Annotated in this window: 25 protein-coding genes; 13 read left to right on the plus strand and 12 right to left on the minus strand. The window is 60.9% G+C overall.

Features of this window, described 5'->3' with window-relative positions; translation table 11 throughout:
• Nucleotides 1-38: 38 nt before the first annotated feature.
• The 3 genes from SynA1562_RS05690 to SynA1562_RS05700 are packed head-to-tail and all read right to left on the minus strand — an operon-like array spanning nucleotide 39 to nucleotide 1,387.
• On the minus strand, nucleotides 39-473 hold the full coding sequence (locus SynA1562_RS05690; RefSeq protein WP_011364159.1) for a 23S rRNA (pseudouridine(1915)-N(3))-methyltransferase RlmH: 435 nt from the start codon (nucleotides 471-473) through the stop codon (nucleotides 39-41).
• Complete coding sequence (locus SynA1562_RS05695; RefSeq protein ID WP_186495106.1) at nucleotides 470-898, minus strand: hypothetical protein; 429 nt, start codon at nucleotides 896-898, stop codon at nucleotides 470-472. The genes SynA1562_RS05690 and SynA1562_RS05695 overlap by 4 nt, the downstream gene beginning before the upstream one ends.
• Before the next feature lie 3 nt (nucleotides 899-901).
• Nucleotides 902-1,387 (minus strand): pentapeptide repeat-containing protein, encoded by a 486-nt coding sequence (locus SynA1562_RS05700; protein ID WP_186495107.1) that lies wholly within the window; start codon nucleotides 1,385-1,387, stop codon nucleotides 902-904.
• A gap of 120 nt (nucleotides 1,388-1,507) precedes the next feature.
• On the opposite strand from SynA1562_RS05700, the gene SynA1562_RS05705 reads away from it, so the two are divergent.
• The 8 genes from SynA1562_RS05705 (at nucleotide 1,508) to SynA1562_RS05740 (ending at nucleotide 7,774) form a co-directional block, all read left to right on the plus strand.
• Nucleotides 1,508-1,828: a YraN family protein gene (locus SynA1562_RS05705; protein WP_255445757.1), complete on the plus strand. Its 321-nt coding sequence runs from the start codon at nucleotides 1,508-1,510 to the stop codon at nucleotides 1,826-1,828.
• Between the two features lie 14 nt (nucleotides 1,829-1,842).
• Nucleotides 1,843-2,667 carry a 16S rRNA (adenine(1518)-N(6)/adenine(1519)-N(6))-dimethyltransferase RsmA gene (gene rsmA / locus SynA1562_RS05710; RefSeq protein WP_186495109.1) on the plus strand — a complete coding sequence of 275 codons (825 nt, stop codon included), beginning with the start codon at nucleotides 1,843-1,845 and terminating at the stop codon, nucleotides 2,665-2,667.
• Between the two features lie 9 nt (nucleotides 2,668-2,676).
• Complete coding sequence (ispE, locus tag SynA1562_RS05715) at nucleotides 2,677-3,600, plus strand: 4-(cytidine 5'-diphospho)-2-C-methyl-D-erythritol kinase (RefSeq protein ID WP_186495110.1); 924 nt, start codon at nucleotides 2,677-2,679, stop codon at nucleotides 3,598-3,600.
• A complete protein-coding gene (locus tag SynA1562_RS05720) occupies nucleotides 3,597-3,914 on the plus strand; it encodes a DUF3082 domain-containing protein (protein ID WP_011364165.1) in 318 nt (105 codons plus the stop codon). Before ispE ends, SynA1562_RS05720 begins: the two co-directional genes overlap by 4 nt.
• Before the next feature lie 182 nt (nucleotides 3,915-4,096).
• Nucleotides 4,097-5,080 carry a pyruvate dehydrogenase complex E1 component subunit beta gene (locus SynA1562_RS05725; protein ID WP_186495111.1) on the plus strand — a complete coding sequence of 328 codons (984 nt, stop codon included), beginning with the start codon at nucleotides 4,097-4,099 and terminating at the stop codon, nucleotides 5,078-5,080.
• 5 nt (nucleotides 5,081-5,085) lie between these two features.
• On the plus strand, nucleotides 5,086-6,567 hold the full coding sequence (gene secD / locus SynA1562_RS05730; RefSeq protein WP_186495112.1) for a protein translocase subunit SecD: 1,482 nt from the start codon (nucleotides 5,086-5,088) through the stop codon (nucleotides 6,565-6,567).
• Between the two features lie 3 nt (nucleotides 6,568-6,570).
• The gene (gene secF / locus SynA1562_RS05735) at nucleotides 6,571-7,560 is read left to right on the plus strand and encodes a protein translocase subunit SecF (protein WP_186495113.1); all 990 of its coding nucleotides are present in this window, start codon (nucleotides 6,571-6,573) and stop codon (nucleotides 7,558-7,560) included.
• A gap of 61 nt (nucleotides 7,561-7,621) precedes the next feature.
• Nucleotides 7,622-7,774, plus strand: a complete 153-nt coding sequence (locus SynA1562_RS05740) for a hypothetical protein (RefSeq protein WP_370593265.1) — start codon at nucleotides 7,622-7,624, stop codon at nucleotides 7,772-7,774.
• Here SynA1562_RS05740 and SynA1562_RS05745 read toward each other — a convergent pair.
• A complete protein-coding gene (locus SynA1562_RS05745) occupies nucleotides 7,771-7,992 on the minus strand; it encodes a hypothetical protein (protein ID WP_186495115.1) in 222 nt (73 codons plus the stop codon). The genes SynA1562_RS05740 and SynA1562_RS05745 overlap by 4 nt on opposite strands.
• A gap of 47 nt (nucleotides 7,993-8,039) precedes the next feature.
• Between SynA1562_RS05745 and SynA1562_RS05750 the strand changes: the two genes are divergently transcribed.
• Complete coding sequence (locus tag SynA1562_RS05750) at nucleotides 8,040-8,300, plus strand: hypothetical protein (RefSeq protein ID WP_186495116.1); 261 nt, start codon at nucleotides 8,040-8,042, stop codon at nucleotides 8,298-8,300.
• 149 nt (nucleotides 8,301-8,449) lie between these two features.
• On the opposite strand, the gene SynA1562_RS05755 is transcribed toward SynA1562_RS05750, so the two are convergent.
• Genes SynA1562_RS05755 through mnmH form a run of 4 tightly spaced genes read right to left on the minus strand, consistent with a single transcriptional unit; the run spans nucleotide 8,450 to nucleotide 11,969 of the window.
• Nucleotides 8,450-9,439, minus strand: a complete 990-nt coding sequence (locus SynA1562_RS05755) for an AI-2E family transporter (protein ID WP_186495117.1) — start codon at nucleotides 9,437-9,439, stop codon at nucleotides 8,450-8,452.
• Nucleotides 9,436-10,515 (minus strand): AI-2E family transporter, encoded by a 1,080-nt coding sequence (locus SynA1562_RS05760; protein ID WP_186495118.1) that lies wholly within the window; start codon nucleotides 10,513-10,515, stop codon nucleotides 9,436-9,438. The genes SynA1562_RS05755 and SynA1562_RS05760 overlap by 4 nt, the downstream gene beginning before the upstream one ends.
• The gene (gene psb28 / locus SynA1562_RS05765) at nucleotides 10,512-10,895 is read right to left on the minus strand and encodes a photosystem II reaction center protein Psb28 (RefSeq protein WP_186495119.1); all 384 of its coding nucleotides are present in this window, start codon (nucleotides 10,893-10,895) and stop codon (nucleotides 10,512-10,514) included. Before psb28 ends, SynA1562_RS05760 begins: the two co-directional genes overlap by 4 nt.
• A gap of 30 nt (nucleotides 10,896-10,925) precedes the next feature.
• Nucleotides 10,926-11,969, minus strand: a complete 1,044-nt coding sequence (gene mnmH, locus SynA1562_RS05770; protein WP_186495329.1) for a tRNA 2-selenouridine(34) synthase MnmH — start codon at nucleotides 11,967-11,969, stop codon at nucleotides 10,926-10,928.
• Between the two features lie 39 nt (nucleotides 11,970-12,008).
• Between mnmH and SynA1562_RS05775 the strand changes: the two genes are divergently transcribed.
• Together SynA1562_RS05775 and SynA1562_RS05780 are read left to right on the plus strand one after the other, a co-directional pair.
• Nucleotides 12,009-12,728 carry a GUN4 domain-containing protein gene (locus tag SynA1562_RS05775; protein WP_186495120.1) on the plus strand — a complete coding sequence of 240 codons (720 nt, stop codon included), beginning with the start codon at nucleotides 12,009-12,011 and terminating at the stop codon, nucleotides 12,726-12,728.
• A gap of 53 nt (nucleotides 12,729-12,781) precedes the next feature.
• Entirely contained in the window at nucleotides 12,782-13,219 is a 438-nt protein-coding gene (locus SynA1562_RS05780; protein ID WP_186495121.1) for an ATP-binding protein, read from the plus strand.
• Here SynA1562_RS05780 and SynA1562_RS05785 read toward each other — a convergent pair.
• Nucleotides 13,179-13,433, minus strand: a complete 255-nt coding sequence (locus SynA1562_RS05785; RefSeq protein WP_186495122.1) for a DUF6439 family protein — start codon at nucleotides 13,431-13,433, stop codon at nucleotides 13,179-13,181. The genes SynA1562_RS05780 and SynA1562_RS05785 overlap by 41 nt on opposite strands.
• Nucleotides 13,434-13,482: 49 nt before the next feature.
• On the opposite strand from SynA1562_RS05785, the gene SynA1562_RS05790 reads away from it, so the two are divergent.
• On the plus strand, nucleotides 13,483-13,752 hold the full coding sequence (locus tag SynA1562_RS05790) for a hypothetical protein (protein ID WP_186495123.1): 270 nt from the start codon (nucleotides 13,483-13,485) through the stop codon (nucleotides 13,750-13,752).
• Nucleotides 13,753-13,789: 37 nt separating this feature from the next.
• Here the strand turns inward: SynA1562_RS05790 and SynA1562_RS05795 are convergent, their stop codons facing one another.
• The 3 genes from SynA1562_RS05795 to glnA all read right to left on the minus strand — a co-directional run bounded on the left by SynA1562_RS05795 (nucleotide 13,790) and on the right by glnA (nucleotide 16,764).
• Nucleotides 13,790-14,080 carry a copper-binding protein gene (locus SynA1562_RS05795; RefSeq protein ID WP_186495124.1) on the minus strand — a complete coding sequence of 97 codons (291 nt, stop codon included), beginning with the start codon at nucleotides 14,078-14,080 and terminating at the stop codon, nucleotides 13,790-13,792.
• A gap of 74 nt (nucleotides 14,081-14,154) precedes the next feature.
• Complete coding sequence (locus tag SynA1562_RS05800) at nucleotides 14,155-15,228, minus strand: class I SAM-dependent methyltransferase (RefSeq protein WP_186495125.1); 1,074 nt, start codon at nucleotides 15,226-15,228, stop codon at nucleotides 14,155-14,157.
• A gap of 114 nt (nucleotides 15,229-15,342) precedes the next feature.
• A complete protein-coding gene (glnA, locus tag SynA1562_RS05805) occupies nucleotides 15,343-16,764 on the minus strand; it encodes a type I glutamate--ammonia ligase (protein ID WP_186495126.1) in 1,422 nt (473 codons plus the stop codon).
• Between the two features lie 206 nt (nucleotides 16,765-16,970).
• On the opposite strand from glnA, the gene SynA1562_RS05810 reads away from it, so the two are divergent.
• Nucleotides 16,971-17,495, plus strand: a complete 525-nt coding sequence (locus SynA1562_RS05810) for an allophycocyanin subunit beta (protein WP_186495127.1) — start codon at nucleotides 16,971-16,973, stop codon at nucleotides 17,493-17,495.
• Nucleotides 17,496-17,520: the final 25 nt, after the last annotated feature.

A 17,520-nucleotide genomic window follows, 5' to 3' on the forward strand; every position in this document is an offset into this window, starting at 1 on the left:
ATGGTCGAGGGGGAAAGATCAGCGGCCATCCGTGAACCCTAGGCGCGGTGATAGGGGCTGCCTTGGACAATCGCCTGGGCCCGGAACAGTTGTTCCACAAGCATCAGCCGCGCCAGTTCGTGGGGGAAGGTCATCGGGGAGAGGCTCAGTCGCCATTGGGCCTGCGCCTTGAGCTCAGCGGTGAGACCGTCGGCTCCACCAATCACAAAGGCCAGCCGCTGGTTGCCGAATTGTTCGAGTCGTTGTGCGAAGGGAACCGACGCCAAGGTGTCGCCCTGCTCCATCAGCGCAATCAGGGTTTCATCGGGCCGCAGGGCTGCCCTGATGGCATCGGCTTCCTTGTCTGGGTTGCTGTCGCGCAGTTCGCTGATGGTCAACCCAGGCAGGCGTTTCAGGTAGAGGTCAATGCCATCCTGAATCCAGCCACGACGCACTTTCCCCACCGCAAGAATCCGGCAACGGGCCGGGTTCAAATGTCGTCTCCTTCGTCCTCGAGCAGCAGCTGCCCGAAAGCCACGTAGAGGCTTTCCTCCTCGCTGCCCGGGTCCACCTTCGGCCGTTTTGGCTGGGTGTTTTTTCCCGGTCCTGGCTGGCTGCGCACTGGTGGGGCAAGGGCTGGGGAGTCGTGGTTGCTGTTGAACGACGATGGTGGAGCCGATGGTTTGCGTTGGGCCTCCAGCTGTTTGAGGCGGTCCATCAGGTGCTCAGGAACGGTGCCGTCCTGGCTGGCCTTCATCAGTTCCCGGAAGAGCTCCTCGGGGTTCTTCTCGGTTTCAACGCGATGGCGCACCTGGCTGGCTTTGGGCGCTGCCGCAGGCTTCTCCGGTTCCGGCAGGCGTGCGGGGAGTTGGCGCCCCAACTCGCGCAGGCGCTCGAGGCTGCGGGGATCAAAACTCATGGTTCAAGCGCAACCGAGACTCTCGCGGGTGCTGCGGCCCGTGACGGAATTCGTTCCGTCGGCAACGGCGCAGAGGCTTTTGAGTTGGTCCCCGCGCATGGGAACGTCGGTGAAGTCGGCTCCCGTGATCAACACATCACTGAAGCGGGTGTTGAAGGCAAAGGCCCCTTCCAGCACGGCATCTTCAAGGTTGGTGCCTGTCATCACGGCGGCGTCCAGGGTGGCTTCGCGCAGGTCGGTGCCGCTGAGGTCGGCATCCTGCAGCTTCGCGCCGTAAAGGCTGGCTCCCCGCAGATCCGATCCGGAGAGGTTGGCTTCGCGCAGGTTGCTGAGGTTGAAGGTGGCCCCCCGCAGGTCCTTGTTCGAGTAGTCGGCACCGATCAGCACCTGTTTGGCCACATCCATCGCGGCGTGGGCTGGAGCCGCCAACAGCCACTGGCATGAGAACACCACCAGAGAGATCAGTACGGCCGTGAAGCGTCTGCGCATGATCGAAACCATCACCGCTGAACCCTAGAACTGTTCCAGGGGGGAATGGTTTGAACCAGGACGTGATGGTTCAAGCCAGTGGGGTGTCAATGCAGCGGTGGCTGGGCAGAGCAGCAGGCCTTGCAGCAGCTGGAAGCGCAGGGATGGCGCTTGCTGGACCGCAATTGGCACTGCCGTTGGGGCGAGCTCGATCTGGTGCTGGAGCAGCAGCAGCAGCTGCTGGTGGTGGAGGTGAAGGGGCGTCGTACGGGGCATCACGACCGCCATGGCCTTGATGCCTTTCATTCCGCCAAACGGCGCCGCATGGCTCGCGCGATCAGTTGCTGGAGAGCGGTGCATCCGGCGTCAGCTGAGCAGCTGCTTCGGGTCAAGCTGGCCCTTGTTCCCCTAACAGCACCCTGTCGAACGATTCGCTGGATTGATGTGGAACGGCTGTGCTGATGCACAGTTGACCCATGGGTTTCTCCGGACATCACGCCCGCAAGCGTTTCGGTCAGCACTGGTTGCGGGACGAATCCGTGCTGCAACTAATCATCGAAGCAGCTGATCTGCAGTCCACCGATCGGGTGCTTGAGGTGGGGCCCGGTCGCGGGGCGTTGACCGAGCGTCTGCTGGCCGCGGGGCTGAAGGCGGTGCATGCGATTGAGCTCGACCGCGATCTGGTGCAAGGCCTTCGGGAGCGTTTTGAGGTTCAGCCTGGGTTCAGCCTCCATCAAGGCGATGTTCTTGATGCCCCACTGGAATTAAGTGATGGCCGCATCGCCGACAAGGTGGTGGCGAACATCCCTTACAACATCACTGGCCCACTGCTGGAGCGGTTGGTGGGCCGACTGGACCGGCCGGTCTATCCGCCCTACCAACGGCTTGTGTTGCTGGTGCAGAAAGAGGTGGCTGAGCGGATTCGTGCCCGGCCGGGCCACAGCAGCTTCAGCGCCCTGAGTGTTCGCATGCAGTTGCTGGCTCGGTGCCATTCGGTGTGTCCGGTGCCGCCGCGCTGTTTCCAGCCGCCACCAAAGGTGCAATCGGAAGTGATCTGCCTGGAGCCCTTGCCGGCCTCGGAGCGGGTGGAGCCGGCCCTGGCCGCCCGGGTGGAATCGCTGCTGAAGCAGGCGTTTCTGGCGCGGCGCAAGATGTTGCGCAACACCCTGGCGGGTGTGGCTGAGCCAAACCGCTTGAAGGATTTGGCGGCCTCTGCGGGTTTCAGCCTGCAGCAACGCCCCCAGGAACTCGCGCCCGCCACCTGGGTCGCCCTGGCCAGGGGTTTGAATCGGGGCGACTGAACAACCACCATGATCACGGTGTCGGCCCCGGCCAAAGTCAACCTGCACCTGGAGGTCCTGGGGCTGCGTTCGGACGGTTTCCATGAGCTGGCCATGGTGATGCAGAGCATCGACTTGGCGGATCGCCTGAGCTTTCAGAACACCGCCGATGCACAACTCAGCCTCACCTGCGATGACGCCAGCCTCAGCGTCGGCGACGACAACCTGATCCTCCGGGCCGCCCAGTTGCTGCGGGACCGTTCGGGTTTCAGTGAATTGGGGGCGTCAATTCATCTGGAGAAGCGCATCCCCATCGGTGCTGGCCTGGCTGGTGGCTCCAGCGACGGCGCCGCGGCACTGGTTGGTCTGAATGCTCTGTGGGGCTTGGGCCACAGCCCCGCGGATCTGGAGCGAATGGCCGCTGAGCTCGGTTCCGACATGCCTTTCTGTGTGGCCGGAGGATGTCAGCTCTGCTTCGGGCGAGGTGAACAACTGGAAGCCGTGCCGCCAACGCCCCAACCCCTGGCGGTGCTCTTGGTCAAAGACCCCACGGTGAGCGTCTCAACGCCCTGGGCTTACAAGCGTTGCCGCGAACTCAAGCAATCCCACTACCTCGCTGATGAGGCGGCTTTTGAACAACGCCGGCAAGCGTTGCGCAGCGTTGATTGGCTCCAGCCATTGCGTAGAGATCTGCCACCTCCTTTGCGCAATGACCTGCAGGACGTGGTGGCGCCCGAAACAGCTGCAGTGCGTTCGGCGCTCGATCTGTTGAACAGCGTTCCCCAAAGCTTGGCGGTGGCCATGAGCGGTTCTGGACCCAGTTGCTTCGGGCTGTTCTCCGATCTGGCGTCGTGCCGCCAGGCACAGGATCAGCTTGCTCCTCAGCTGGAGCGCGCCGGCCTGAAGGCCTGGTCTTGCGCCCTCCGCAGCGATGGCGTGAGGATCGAGGCATGACTGATGTCCCCACACCAGAGAGCCCCGAACCACGGGATCCGCGCAAAGGTCCGCTCAGTTTTCTCTCTGGAGCCCTGACGGCTGGGCTTTTGGCCTGGCTGGCCCTGGGGTTGAGTCGGCGGATGGTGGTGTACTTCGCCGTTCATCCCCCGCACTACAGCTCGCCGATTGCCCAAAACATCGCCGTCACCCTCAAGACCCTGCTGGTGGGTTTGTCCTTCCTGGCCACCTTCAGCACCGCTTTTGTGGCCCTCGGCCTGACCCTGGTGTTTCTTCGCAGTCTCTTTACGGCTCGCGATCAGAACCCTGCCTAGCGTCCGCTCATTGCCAGGGTTCGGATGACGCCCCACGACCTCGGCCAGCTGGCGTTGCTGCTGTCTCCGGCCATGCTCCTTTCAGTGCTGTTGCTGTTCACTTTCGCGGCCGGCGGTTGACCCTGCGCTGACTGAGATAGCTTGGCCTCACCACCCGGACAGGCCGGGATCACTGTGACGCCGTGGCAGGAACACTTCTCTTCAACGCCCTTCGGGAAGCCATCGACGAGGAGATGGGCAGAGACCCCCACGTCTGCGTGATGGGGGAGGACGTCGGTCATTACGGCGGCAGCTACAAGGTCACCAAGGATCTGGCGGAGAAATACGGCGATCTCAGGGTGCTCGACACACCAATTGCTGAGAACGGCTTCACCGGAATGGCGGTTGGTGCGGCGATGACCGGTCTCCGGCCGATCGTTGAGGGCATGAACATGGGCTTCCTGCTCCTGGCCTTCAACCAGATCTCCAACAACATGGGGATGCTCCGCTACACCAGCGGGGGCAACTTCACCATTCCCACCGTGGTGCGCGGTCCAGGCGGTGTTGGTCGTCAGCTAGGCGCTGAGCACAGCCAACGGCTTGAGGCCTACTTCCATGCCGTTCCCGGCATCAAGATCGTGGCCTGCAGCACGCCCACCAATGCCAAAGGCCTGATGAAGGCCGCGATTCGCGATAACAATCCTGTGCTCTTCTTCGAGCACGTTCTGCTGTACAACCTCAGCGAGGAGCTCCCCGAAGGCGACTACACCTGTGCCCTCGACCAGGCGGATCTGGTGAAGGAAGGCACCGATGTGACGATCCTCACCTACTCCCGGATGCGTCATCACTGCCTCAAGGCTGTGGAGCAACTGGAGGCAGAGGGTGTGAGCGTTGAACTGATCGATCTGATCAGCCTCAAGCCCTTCGACATGGAGACAATCAGCCGCTCCATCCGCAAGACCAACAAGGTCATCGTGGTGGAGGAATGCATGAAGACCGGCGGCATCGGGGCTGAGTTGATTGCGCTGATCACCGAGCAGTGCTTCGACGACCTGGATGCCCGGCCTGTGCGTCTTTCCAGTCAGGACATCCCCACCCCCTACAACGGTTCCCTGGAGAACCTCACGATCATTCAGCCGCATCAGATCGTTGAGGCGGCTAATGCGTTGGTCAACAAGGGCATCTGACGTTGATGGCGCGTTATCAGGGTTGGTTTGCCCTTGTTCTTGCCCTGGCGATCGCCGCCGGGATGTTTTTGGTTCGTACGCCGCTGGAACTGGGCCTCGATCTACGGGGCGGCAGTCAGCTCACCGTTGAAGTGAAGCCAGCCGGCGAGATCACCCGGGTTGGCGCCGAAGAGATGGAAGCGGTGAAAGCCGTGCTCGATCGTCGGGTCAACGGTCTTGGTGTGGCTGAGTCCACCCTGCAGACGGTGGGTGAGTCGCAGCTGGTGTTGCAGCTCCCCGGCGAGCAGGATCCCACCGCCGCCGCGCGGGTTCTGGGTGATACGGCCCTGCTCGAGTTTCGTGCCCAAAAGGCCGACACCGAGGCTGAGTTCCGTGGGCTGAGACAGCTCCGTTCCCAGGTGGAAGCGATCCTCAGGTTGCGTGAGGATCAGATCCGCCGTGGTGAGACCCCGGAGCCTCTGGATCTGGATCAGCTGAAGTCAACCCAGCAGACCCTGGGTCTTGATGGCCAGGCCAGCTCAGAGGAGGAGCAGCTGCGTCAGCTTCTGAACAAAGTTGATTCCGATCTGCTCACGATGCTTGAGCCGGCAGCGCTGACGGGCAAGCAGCTGGTGACAGCAGGCCGCCAACCGCTCCAGAACAATCCGAACAACTGGGAGGTGACCCTCAATTTCGATGGTGAGGGTGCTGAGGCCTTCGCTGATCTCACCAAATCGATTGCCGGTACCGACCGGTTGCTGGCCATCACCTTGGACGATCAGCTAATCAGTGCAGCCAGCGTTGGCCCCCAATTCAAAAGCGCAGGAATCTCAGGTGGAGCAGCCACCATCAGTGGCAATTTCAGCGCCGAAACGGCCCGTGAGCTGGAGGTGAAGCTGCGGGGCGGCTCCCTGCCCCTCCCGGTTGAAGTGATCGAGGTCCGCACCATCGGGCCCACGCTGGGAGCAGAGAACATCCGCCGCAGCCTGGTGGCTTCCCTCTCGGGTCTGGCTCTGGTTGCGGTGTTCATGGTGGTGGCCTATCGCCTGCCGGGGGCGGTGGCCGTGATGGCCCTGAGCCTTTATGCCCTGTTCAACCTGGCGGTGTACGCCTTGATTCCGGTCACCCTCACGTTGCCGGGAATCGCTGGTTTCATTCTCTCGATCGGCATGGCCGTGGATGCCAATGTTCTGATTTTTGAGCGGATCAAGGATGAATTACGGCGGGGCAACACCTTGATCCGGTCGATCGATACAGGCTTCTCTGAAGCCTTCTCATCGATCGTTGATGGTCACCTGACCACGTTGATCAGCTGCGCAGCTCTGTTCTTCCTCGGCACCGGCCTGGTCAAGGGCTTTGCCGCGACCCTGGGCATTGGTGTTCTGCTGAGTTTGTTCACGGCCCTGACGTGCACCCGCACCCTGCTTCGTTTCCTGATGGGCTACGCCGGTCTGCGTCGTGCCAGCAATTTTCTGCCCACCGGGCAACTTTCTTCCCCCACCGCCTGAACCATGACTGAAGCTTCGTCATCGGCACAAGCGGCCACGGTCCTCAGCCTGCGCTGGTCCCTCAGCAGCATGCGCCGCAAGGTGTGGCTGATCTCTGGTCTGGTGGTTCTGATCAGCCTGTTGGGCTTGTTGCTTAGTTGGTTGGACCCTGCGATTCGTGCTCCCCTCCGTCCAGGTCTGGATTTCACCGGCGGCACACAGATCCAACTGGAACGCCGTTGTGATGACGCCTGCGCTGAGCTCAAGGCGATTGATGTCTCGGATGTGATCCGCAGCCTGGAGCTGCCTCAGGAGGAGGGCCAACCTCTCCCCAACCTGGGCGCTCCCCGGGTGCAGCTTCTGGATGGCGGTCAGTCATTGTTGCTGCGCCTGCCAACGTTGTCGGCTGCCCAGGGCCAAGCGGTGATTGAGGCGGTTGAACCCGTTGCAGGGCCGTTCCTCTCCGGTGGTCAATCAGTAGACACGATCGGGCCGAGCCTGGGCAAGCAACTGCTGCGCAGCAGCCTGATCTCTCTGTTGGTGGCGTTTGGCGGTATTGCGGCCTACATCAGCTTCCGCTACGACCGCCGCTACGCCTTTCTTGCTCTGGTGGCGCTGGCCCATGACGTGGCGATCGTCTGTGGTGTCTTTGCCTGGCTCGGAGTTGTGCTTCAGCTGGAGGTGGACAGCCTGTTTGCGGTTTCACTGCTGACGATTGCTGGGTATTCGGTAAACGACACGGTGGTGGTCTTCGATCGCATCCGCGAACGCAGCAAGGACGCCGCCGATCTGCCGCTCTCACTGCAGGTGGATCAAGCGGTTTCCGCCACATTGACCCGCACGCTCTACACCAGCGGAACCACCTTGCTGCCTCTCTTGGCGCTCGTGTTTTTCGGTGGAGCAACGCTCTATTGGTTTGCGATCGCCCTCGCCCTCGGGGTTGTCGTTGGTTCCTGGTCGAGCATTGCCCTGGCACCGTCGCTGCTCACGCTTTGGGACCGCTCCCGTGACTAATGCCAGTGGTGAATCAGAACGGAGACGCCGTGCTGTCCCAGCTCGTTGGTTCCCGATTCTGTTGATCCTGCTGGCTCTCGCTGATCTGCGCACCGAAGTCCTGCTGCTCAGTGATCAGTTCACCCTCACAGGTCTTGGTTATGCCATTCGGCATCATCAGCTTGCTGTGGTGGTCTTGCTTGGTTCCGGCTCTCTCTGGCGTCGTTTCGGTTAGCGCTTTGGGCTGTTGCCGAATTCATGCCAGATCGAATCCCAGGTGCGTTGTTTGACCTCCGCATTCCACTGACCCTGGCTGTGGGTGGAGGCCCACCACGATTCGAACAGGTCGTGGGCTTCCTCGTGCAACAACTCAGGATCCAGATTCTCGCGAACCAACTGCATCACAGCCTGCCTCAGTTCCTCGTAACGGGAGAAATTGAAGATGACGTCCAAGCCTGTTCGTCTCAAGATCTCTTGGACACACTATTGGATTGAAGGGCTTGGAGGTGGTTTTTCGGTATCGCGATGAACGTCAGTTCTTGGGAAGCCTGAGCTACGACACCTTTGGTTGCTCAGGTTCCATGGAGTTGAATCCTGGTCTCAGCGAGGTGGTCTTCGGCTTGCGTGCTGAGGTGGAAGCTCTGAAGACGCGCTTGAACAAAATTGAGCGTGGTCAAGAGGTGGCGGTCTCTGCGGCCTATTGGCAGGCTGTTGAGCGGGAGCGTGATTCGAGCGAAAAAAAGAAACGTCACCTGCTCTGATGCGGTCGAAAAAAATGGGACCCTCTCTCAAGAGTCCCAAGGCTCGACGCGTCGTTCTCACGACCCAGTAAAAATACTCACACAGTGCGGGTCTCAGGTGTGACCCCTGCTACAGTATGTTCCGTGGGTTACATCTTTCGAGGGCATTGTCAGGCCCAGCGGTCCATGATCTGCTGCACCACCACCCGCTGCATTAACACCTGAAGCACCACCACCAAAGGAAGGGCCAGCAGCACGCCCGGGAGCCCCAGGAGGGCACCAAGGCTGAGCTGGGCCGTTAAGGCCACCGTGGGCAGCAAATTTACGGTTTTGCGCAGCAGCAGTGGTGTGAGCAGAAAAGCCTCCAGGTTCTGCAGCACCAGCCGGAACACCAGCACCGACACCATCAATTGCGGCGACTGCAACAGGGCCAATCCCGTGGGAAGCAACGTTGCCGCCGTAGGACCAATGGTCGGCACGAACGTGAGCAGGCCACAGACCAGGGCACTCAACAGGGCCAGGGGGGCCTTCATCAGTAAAAGGCCTCCCCAGGTGAGCAGAAACACGGTGGTGGCGGAGAGGGTCATGCCACTGAGCCAACCCCCCAAGGCTTGCCGGCATTCATCCAGCAGATGTTCCATCTGCTCCCGGGCGGGTCGGGGCGTCATGGCCACCACCATGCGCCGATGGGCGTTTGGATCCAAGGCCAGCAGGATCGCGAGCAGCACCATCAAGAACAATTGAATCAGCGAATTGGCTGCACCTCCTGCGAACCCCAGCAACGGCTGAAGTCCTTTCAGGTTGAGGCCCTCACCCACTGCGTCATTCAGTTGCGCCAGGCGAGGCTCATTGCTCAGCAGGTCGGACACCTTGTTGACCAACTGCGGGAGATCCCGACCCAGTTGCTGGAACTGGTTGATCAGTTCCGGCACCAGCAGCTGCCCCAGCAGTCCACCGGTCAAGATCAAAATCCCCAGCACGGCCGCCAGGGCCTGGGGGCGCTTCAGTGGGGTTCGCTTCTGAACCTGCGCAATCAGCACATCCAGGGCTACGGCCACCACCACGGCGCCGAAGAGCACCAGCAGCACCCAACGCAGGTGCCAGAGCAACAGCACCAGCACCACCAAGGTGAGTGCAACAAGAAAGGTGCCGGCTGTCATTGAACCGGCTCCAGGCGTTTCCAACGATCCAAGACATCGTGGATCAGCACTTCACGAATGATCACCTGCAGAACCACCGCCAACGGCAGCGCCATCAGCAGGCCGAGGGGACCAAACAGGAGTGTGAAAAGGAATTGAGCTGCAAGAGTCAATCCGGGCAGCAGCTTCACCTGGTGGTGCATCACCGATGGTGTGATCACGTAACTCTCGATGTTCTGGATCACCACGTAGGCACCCAGCACCGCAGCTGCCTTCCAGGGGGCATCCAACAGGGCCACCGCCATCGGGAAGATCGTGCTCATGGTGGGTCCCACATTGGGGATCACGTTCAACAGCCCTGCAAGGAGTGCATTGGCAAGAACGAGCTTCACGCCCAACAGCGTTAACGCAATGCTGCAAAGCACAAATACGGCCAGGGAGCTGATCAAAACACCCACCATCCAGCTGCTCAAGGCAGCACCGCACTGATCCAGGATCCGACGCCCTCGGCGTCGGTAGAAGGAGGGAATCAACTGCAGACCAACATTTCGATAGGCCTGGGGCTGAATGCTGATCATCAGAGCCACCGCCAGCACGAACAACAGGCGCAAAACGCCGTTGCCGAGGTTGCCGGCCAAACCGAGCAGGCCCAGCACCCCACTGCCCAGGCCAGCGGCGAGTGATGAACCGTCGGGCACGAGTTGGCGTGGACCGTTCAGTCCCAGGTCATCGAGGTCGGGGAATGCATCAGCGCCGTAAATGGCCTCAGTGATGTTGTCGATCCAACCGAGGCCAAGTCGCATCAGGGTCTGCCCCGCTTCGGGCAGCTTCTGCATCAGCAGTGCAAATTCCTCGAGGAACGGGGGGACAACAACACCAGCTGCACCCGCTACAAGCAACAACAACCCAACGATGCAGAGAAACAGTGCGAGAGGCCTTTGCATTGGCCGCCGCTCGCGAAGGATGCCGACCAGCGTGCACAGAGCCATGGCCAGAACCACTGCTGCAAAGATCAGCAGCAGCAGCTCACGCAGCGACCACAACAGGAAGATGGCTGCAACGAACGCTGTCATTAGCAGCCACTGGGGCAGTCTCAAGCTTGTTGGTCGTTGGCCCCTTCAGTCTGATCGGAATCCTGGCTTTGTGAATAACCCAAGCCATTGGCATCGGCGTAGCGCTGGGCGAAACGCATGAACCGTTCGAAGTCCTGTTCGGATTTCCATGAGTAAACGGCTTCAAGGGCACTGGCGGTGCCGTTCACGAATTTGCCATTCACTTCCCGGGTGACCATTTCGCCTTCTTCATCCACCATCCACATTCCGGTGATGTCACCCATGGTTTCGGGCGCAATCGCAGCTGGCTGTTCGAAACGGAAGGTGGCTTGCCCTGTGCGGCCGTCACGGCTGCGGGTCAGACGGATGTCAGGCACCACAGGCTCGTTGACTCCCCGAAAGAACTGAATCGCTGCTTTGCTCACGTCGTTCTCGAACCATCGATGAGGGCGATCTTAATCGGGGATTTCAACGAACCCTCGGTTGATCAAGGTCTCGGCGGCTTGATCAGCGCTGAGCCCTGAGAGATCGATCGCGTTGCGTCTGGGCGATCGCGCCAGTTCATGGTCGTAACAGCGGTCGTAGTAATCGAGCGTTGCGCGGCAGGCGCTGGCCCAGTCTTCCCTGGCAATGGCTTCGAGGGCTTCCTTGGTGCGCTGGGGGCCCAGGCGTCGACTGATCCGTTCGGTCGCCTCAGCCAGGGCGTCTCCCCCTTGGTGGCCGTACACCTGCACCAATTGGTTCACCCGTTCTGTCAGGTCGCGCTGAATCTCCAGCACAGGCGCCTCTTGCATCTGATCGAACAGGGGCTTGGGAATGCGGCAGCGGCCCACCTGGATGCTTTCCGCTTCCAACCAGATCGCCGTGGCGCCACGGCGTTGGTGTTGATCCAGAACCTCAGCCAGTTGGTTCTCGTAGTGCTCGGTACTGGGCTGATCCGGAAGGCCCAACCCGCCGAAACTGCTGCCGCGATGGTTGGCCAGCCCTTCCAGATCCACCACGGCTGCACCGCGAGTCGCCATGGCCAACAGCAGATCGGTTTTCCCTGTGCCCGTGCGTCCGCCCATCACCCGAAGAGGCCAGGCTTGCTCAAAGCGGCTCTGTGCCCAGCGCCGATAGCTCTTGTAGCCCCCCTGAAGGAGCCTGGGCTTGAGATCGATCTGCTGGGCCAGCCAGGCCACGCTGGCCGAACGCATTCCGCCCCGCCAGCAGTAAATCCGTGGATCCCCCTGGTAGCGAAGGCTTTCCAGTTGACCGGCCAGGCTGCTCAGCTTGGGTCCGGTGAGTTCAAGCCCCAGGTGCATTGCTGGAGTGCGCCCCTGCTGCTTGTAGGCGGTGCCGACTGCGGCACGTTCCTCATCGTCGAAAAGAGGCACGTTGATGGCCCCAGGCCAGTGGCCTTTCGCGAATTCACCGGGGCTGCGAACGTCCACCAGCGGACCCTTCAGCTCGCGAAGCTGCTGAATCTCGATTGAACCTGTTTCGCCCATGCCTGACATAGTGGCCAACACCGAGCCAGTTGGGGCCGGTTGCGACTCATGCTCTCCGGTTCCACACCCGCTACCAAACTCAGCGTTGATCAGCTGCTGGATCGTTTCGCGAAGGGAACACCTCGCCAGCGACGTCCGCTGATCAAGCAGATCGAAACCCGCGCCGTGGAGTTGGCTGGGGTGGGCCCGGACCTTCTCTCTGGTTTCGACCCCGCCGGTGATGACTGGGCTGCAGGTTGGATCTTGCAGGTGTTGCAGAGCCACCAGCCCGATGCAGTCACCGCGCTCATCGCTTCGACCGATCAAGGCTGGTTGACCACTGATTCCGGGGTTGGCCTGGATTACGGACCGCTGCAGCAGGAGCTGCTCGAACAGAACTTTGAAGAGGCGGATCGCATCACCAGCCAGTGTCTGCGCGAATTGGCCGGTGATGCCGCCGTGAAACGCGGGTACGTCTACTTCACAGAAGTTGCGCCGATGTCAGGCGTTGATCTGGTCAGTCTTGATCGGCTCTGGACGGTGTATTCCCAAGGTCGCTTCGGCTTTACAGCCCAGTCCCAGTTGCTGTCAGCCCTTGATGGGCGTTACGAACGCCTTTGGCCCCGGATTGGTTGGAAATGCGATGGCGTCTGGACGCGTTATCCCGGTGCCTTCACCTGGTCCATCGAGGCTCCAGAGGGACACATGCCGTTGATCAATCAGCTCCGTGGCGTTCGCCTGATGGATTCCCTGTTGAATCATCCGGCGCTTGTGGCCCGCAGATCCTGACGGGGCTTCCCATCAACGGTAAGTTCGAAAGACCGACGTCAACGGGCCCCACTGTGCCGTCCAAGAGGTTTCGCTGGGCTGAGTTCACCTTGCCGTCGACCCTGCAGCTGGCTCCTCTGCTGGAGCTGCTGACTGAGCCCGTCGGTTGTGTGCTCACCAGTCAGCGGATTGAGCTGGGATTGCATGAAGCCCTGGTCAATGCCGTTCGCCATGGCAACGCTGAGAACCCCGCCAAGAAGCTTCGTGTTCGCCGCATCCTTACACCCAATTGGATGGTCTGGCAGGTTCAGGATGAGGGTTGCGGCCTTCCACAACAGTCCCGAACAGCAACCCTGCCGCCGTCCCTCGATGCTCCCAGCGGCCGTGGGTTGTTCCTGATCCATCAATGTTTTGATGATGTGCGCTGGAGCCGCCGGGGGAATCGCCTGCAGCTGGCCTGCCGTCGGCCCGTCAGTGACGCGGACAGCCCGGATCCTTCAGCTCTCCTTTGAACCACCCGAGCGCCTGTTGGGTCAGGTTCTCCACGTCGGCGCTGTTTCCTTGACTGAGCAGTTGCACCATTGCTGCTGCCAGTAATTCAGCTCCACGGCGCTGTCGGTTGCTCTTGAGCTGATGCCAGTCGCGATCGCCGATGCGGAGCAACTGGTGCAGTTCTTCCGCCTTGGCTGTGGCGGAGTCGGGCCATGGGGCGTCGGATGAAGTCATCCCTGAATCAGCAGATCGATCTAGTTTCGGGTGATGTGGGTGCAACGGCGTGGAACAGCGCAAAGGCCAACGACGCGTTCGTGAACTGCGTTGGTTGCACCATGCTTCACGGTTGGTGTTGCAAGGGCAATGTCAGGCCCATGTCCTATCGGGTGTTGCGGCGCGGCGATGGGTGCAGCGCCGCAAACTTGCTGCAAATCTGATCAGTCAATGGCCCGTGGGTTGGGCCAGCTCACCAGTGTCTGGAGAGCGCTTCTGGAGAGCATTGCGTTTCGGTGGAGCAGGCTTTGCTTTGGCCTGGTTGCTGGCGCAGCTTTGAACGCAATAGAAGATCAGGCCACCCGTTGACGATGGGCCTAGCCCACCACCACCAGAGAATTGGAAGCCGGTGCGTCCTCCTTCGTCGGTGAAACCCCTGTGGGCTGTGCCATGTCCTGACCGCGAAGCCAGGCATTGTGCAGGGCTCGCCTGCGTCGATCTTCAGACAACACCAAACGATCGGCAGCTGAATGGGGACTTTCCCCCGGCATCACGGCCGTGCGCAGGCAGATACCGAAACCATGGGCTTCGACCTGCACATGGCCTTCCATCAGCACCACCTGGAATGTCCAGCCCTGAAGCCAACGCAGCCGGAAGGGATTGGTCATGAAGTTCCCTTCGAGATCCTGCATACCCTATGGCTCGCAGCCGTTCACGCAAGGGACGTTGTCAGGGAATCCTCTCAGCTGGCCTCCGCGATCGGTTTGCGTGCCGACCAAACCCGCGTCATGAAATGGGTTTCCGCGGTGATGCCTTCGAACCCTGAAGCTGCGAGGCGGGCGTCGATGTCGTCGCCGATGTAGTCGCGGTAATAGGGCTCATGGAAGACCCGCCGGAAGTTCTCCATCACGGAGGCGAATTTGGCTGAATCAGCCATTTGCACAGAGTCGGCAAGCACGAAAACACCGCCGGGTTCGAGCACGCGCCAGGCCTCGTTCAGCACGTTCTGGCGGGCCTCCGCCGGCAGTTCATGCAGCAGGAACACACTGGTGACAGCTTGAACCGATCCATCGGCCAAGGGCAGGGATTCGCCATTGGCACGGATTAGCTGAACCAGCGATGCATCGCCGTCATTCAGCCAGCGATTGGCTTGACGCAGGTACGACTCGGAGAGATCGGTTCCGATCAGCTGCGCATGTGGCACAGCAGCGCGGATCTGCTGCAGGGTCCGACCGGTGCCGGTGGCCACATCGAGAATTTTGAGGGAACCCGGAGCACGGTCTGCGAAGTGCTTCAAGCCGCGTTTCAGCGGAGCCAAAACCCTGCGTCGCATGGCATCGGCGGTGCCATTGAAGAGGATCTCCACCTGCAGGTCGTAAAGACCAGCCGAGTGGTCACTCAGGTAGCCGTCGGTTTGATGGTGAAAATTCTGGAGGTAGTACTCGGGGTAGAGCGCTTTGTCGGTCTGCTTGGGCAGATCCCGCACATTTCGTTCGCGACGACGATCCCAGGTGGAGGGCAGGTCCATCCAGACCTGGGGGTAGCGGCTGACCCAGTCGAGCCAAGGTGCATCGAACAACAACTGCTCGGGGTAGATCCCCTGTTCGGCGTCTTGCCAGTCCTGTTCTTGCAGCTTGTTCATGTCGAGCCGGAGCTCTCCAAGAACTTCGGCGGACACGGGCTCTGTTTTCGGCACCGCATCCGGCGCCAACAGCTCCATCAGCTTGGTGCTCAGCTCCTTGTGGGCCAGGCCCGCGATGCTTTTGCCTTGCTGAAGCGTTTGGTACGCAAGCTTGCTCAGGGGCGATGACGCCATCGCAGATTCAGACAACAGCACCATTCCAACGAATGAGGCGCGCAATCGCGTGGCCAGCAGTCCACAAAAAAACCCGCCTCCAAAGAGGCGGGTCTTGGGATGTACGGGCGCTGATCAGGCGTCGTAGTACATGGTGAATTCGTGGGGGTGCGGCCGCTGGCGCAGCTGCTGCACCTCCTCGTACTTCAGGTCGATCCAGTTGTCGATGAAGTCGTCGCTGAACACGCCGCCAGCGGTGAGGAAGCCGCGATCAGCATTCAGCGCTTCCAGGGCACCGTTGAGTGATGCAGGAACCGTTGCGATCTTCGAGAGCTCTTCAGCCGGAAGTTCAAACAGGTCGCGGTCTTCGCCATCGCCTGGATCGATCTGGTTCTTGATTCCGTCCAGACCGGCCATCATCATGGCGCTGAAGGCCAGATAGGGGTTGGCGAGGGCGTCGCCGGAACGGAACTCGAGGCGCTTGGCCTTCGGGCTCGGGCCAGTGAGCGGGATCCGCACGGCGGCCGAGCGGTTGCCCTCGGAGTAGACGAGGTTCACCGGGGCTTCGAAGCCGGGCACCAGACGCTTGTAGCTGTTTGTGGTGGGGTTGGTGAAGGCCAGGAAGGCGGGGGCGTGCTTGAGAATGCCGCCGATGTACCAGCGGGCCGTCTGCGAAAGGTTCGCGTAGGTGCCTTCGCCGAAGAACAGGGGCTGTCCGCCCTTCCAGAGGCTCTGGTGCACGTGCATACCGGTGCCGTTGTCGTTGAAGACCGGCTTGGGCATGAAGGTGGCTGTCTTGCCGTATTTCTTGGCCACGTTGCGCACGACGTACTTGTACGTCATCACGTTGTCGGCGGCCTGGATCAGCTCAGCAAATTTCATGCCGAGTTCGTGCTGGCCCGCGCCGGCCACCTCGTGGTGGTGCTTCTCCGTGGGGATGCCCAGCTGACCCATCAGTAGGAGCATCTCGGAGCGGATGTCCTGAGCGGTGTCGTTGGGAGCTACGGGGAAGTAGCCCTCCTTCTCTTGAATCTTGTAAGCGAGGTTGCCGCCTTCCTCGATCCGTCCGGTGTTCCAGGCTGCTTCGATGGTGTCAACGCTGTAGAAGGAGCCACCTTCAGCCGAGTTGTAGCGGACGTCGTCGAAGAGGAAGAACTCGGGCTCAGGGCCAAAGAAGGCCATGTCGGCCAGACCGGTGCTGGCCAGGTGATTCAGAGCCCGCTGGGCCAGGGCACGGGGGCAGCGCTCGTAGGGCTGGCCAGTGCGTGGCTCCTGAATCGAGCAGATCATGCTCAGGGTTTTGTGCCGGTAGAAGGGATCCACCCAGGCCGTATTTGCGTCCGGCACCATGGCCATGTCGGAGGCCTGGATGCCCTTCCAGCCGCGGATGGATGAGCCGTCAAAAGCAAGGCCCTCAGTGAAGGATTCTTCCTCCAGAAGATCGGTGCAGACCGTCAGGTGCTGCCACTTGCCGTGCAGATCGGTGAATTTGAGGTCGATCAGTTCGATGCCTTCGTCCTTGATTTGGCGCAGGACGTCCTGGGGGGATTTCGACATAAGAAAGGACTGCTCGACTGAATTGTGCAGTGATGTGACCGTATATAGCCACAAGACACCATTTTGTATCAAGAGGTACGTTTCAGGCGCCAGAGGGTGGCTGCGTAACCGTTTCTGTCAACTTGGCTGAAATGCAGGCATGCCAAAGGATCTGCCCGCCTCAACGGTGTTAGCTTCCGCTGGGGATCCTCTGGAGATTCAGGGACATGCGCGATGCAATCAGCGGTCTGATCGGTCGCTACGACCAACTGGGTCGTTATTTCGATCGTCCGGCGATCGACAGCATCAATGCGTATCTGGATGAATCCACGCTGCGGATTCAGGCCGTTGAGCTGATCAACGGTTCCTCCGCCGAGATTGTGCGTGAGGCCAGCCAGCGCCTGTTCCGGGATGAACCCGACCTGCTGCTGCCCGGTGGCAACGCCTACACAACCCGCCGGCTCGCCGCCTGCCTGCGGGATATGGACTATTTCCTGCGTTACGCCAGCTACGCCCTGGTGGCCGGTGACTCCACGATCCTCAATGAGCGTGTGCTGAACGGGCTCGACGACACCTACAAGAGCCTCGGGGTTCCCACCGGCCCAACGGTCCGCAGCATCGTTCTGCTCGGAGAAGTTGTTGCCGAGATGCTTATGGCCAACGGCGCTGCGTCCGATCAGCTCGCCACCGTTCTTCAGCCGTTTGACCACCTGGCCAAGGGGCTCGGCGAAACCAACGTGCGTCAGCGCTGAGCCTGAAGGTTGAGCGCAGGATTTG

It is taken from the genome of Synechococcus sp. A15-62 (assembly GCF_014280075.1).
Lineage (GTDB): Bacteria > Cyanobacteriota > Cyanobacteriia > PCC-6307 > Cyanobiaceae > Parasynechococcus.

Coding starts and splice junctions, on each gene's coding strand:
- SynA1562_RS05785 (WP_186495122.1), bottom strand. CDS start 13,433: ATGACTTCATCCGACGCCCCATGGCCCGACTCCGCCACAGCCAAGGCG.
- secF (WP_186495113.1), top strand. CDS start 6,571: ATGACTGAAGCTTCGTCATCGGCACAAGCGGCCACGGTCCTCAGCCTG.
- SynA1562_RS05755 (WP_186495117.1), bottom strand. CDS start 9,439: ATGACAGCCGGCACCTTTCTTGTTGCACTCACCTTGGTGGTGCTGGTG.
- secD (WP_186495112.1), top strand. CDS start 5,086: ATGGCGCGTTATCAGGGTTGGTTTGCCCTTGTTCTTGCCCTGGCGATC.
- ispE (WP_186495110.1), top strand. CDS start 2,677: ATGATCACGGTGTCGGCCCCGGCCAAAGTCAACCTGCACCTGGAGGTC.
- rsmA (WP_186495109.1), top strand. CDS start 1,843: ATGGGTTTCTCCGGACATCACGCCCGCAAGCGTTTCGGTCAGCACTGG.
- SynA1562_RS05810 (WP_186495127.1), top strand. CDS start 16,971: ATGCGCGATGCAATCAGCGGTCTGATCGGTCGCTACGACCAACTGGGT.
- SynA1562_RS05795 (WP_186495124.1), bottom strand. CDS start 14,080: ATGACCAATCCCTTCCGGCTGCGTTGGCTTCAGGGCTGGACATTCCAG.
- SynA1562_RS05695 (WP_186495106.1), bottom strand. CDS start 898: ATGAGTTTTGATCCCCGCAGCCTCGAGCGCCTGCGCGAGTTGGGGCGC.
- SynA1562_RS05700 (WP_186495107.1), bottom strand. CDS start 1,387: ATGCGCAGACGCTTCACGGCCGTACTGATCTCTCTGGTGGTGTTCTCA.
- SynA1562_RS05800 (WP_186495125.1), bottom strand. CDS start 15,228: ATGGCGTCATCGCCCCTGAGCAAGCTTGCGTACCAAACGCTTCAGCAA.
- mnmH (WP_186495329.1), bottom strand. CDS start 11,969: ATGTCAGGCATGGGCGAAACAGGTTCAATCGAGATTCAGCAGCTTCGC.
- SynA1562_RS05720 (WP_011364165.1), top strand. CDS start 3,597: ATGACTGATGTCCCCACACCAGAGAGCCCCGAACCACGGGATCCGCGC.
- glnA (WP_186495126.1), bottom strand. CDS start 16,764: ATGTCGAAATCCCCCCAGGACGTCCTGCGCCAAATCAAGGACGAAGGC.
- SynA1562_RS05775 (WP_186495120.1), top strand. CDS start 12,009: ATGCTCTCCGGTTCCACACCCGCTACCAAACTCAGCGTTGATCAGCTG.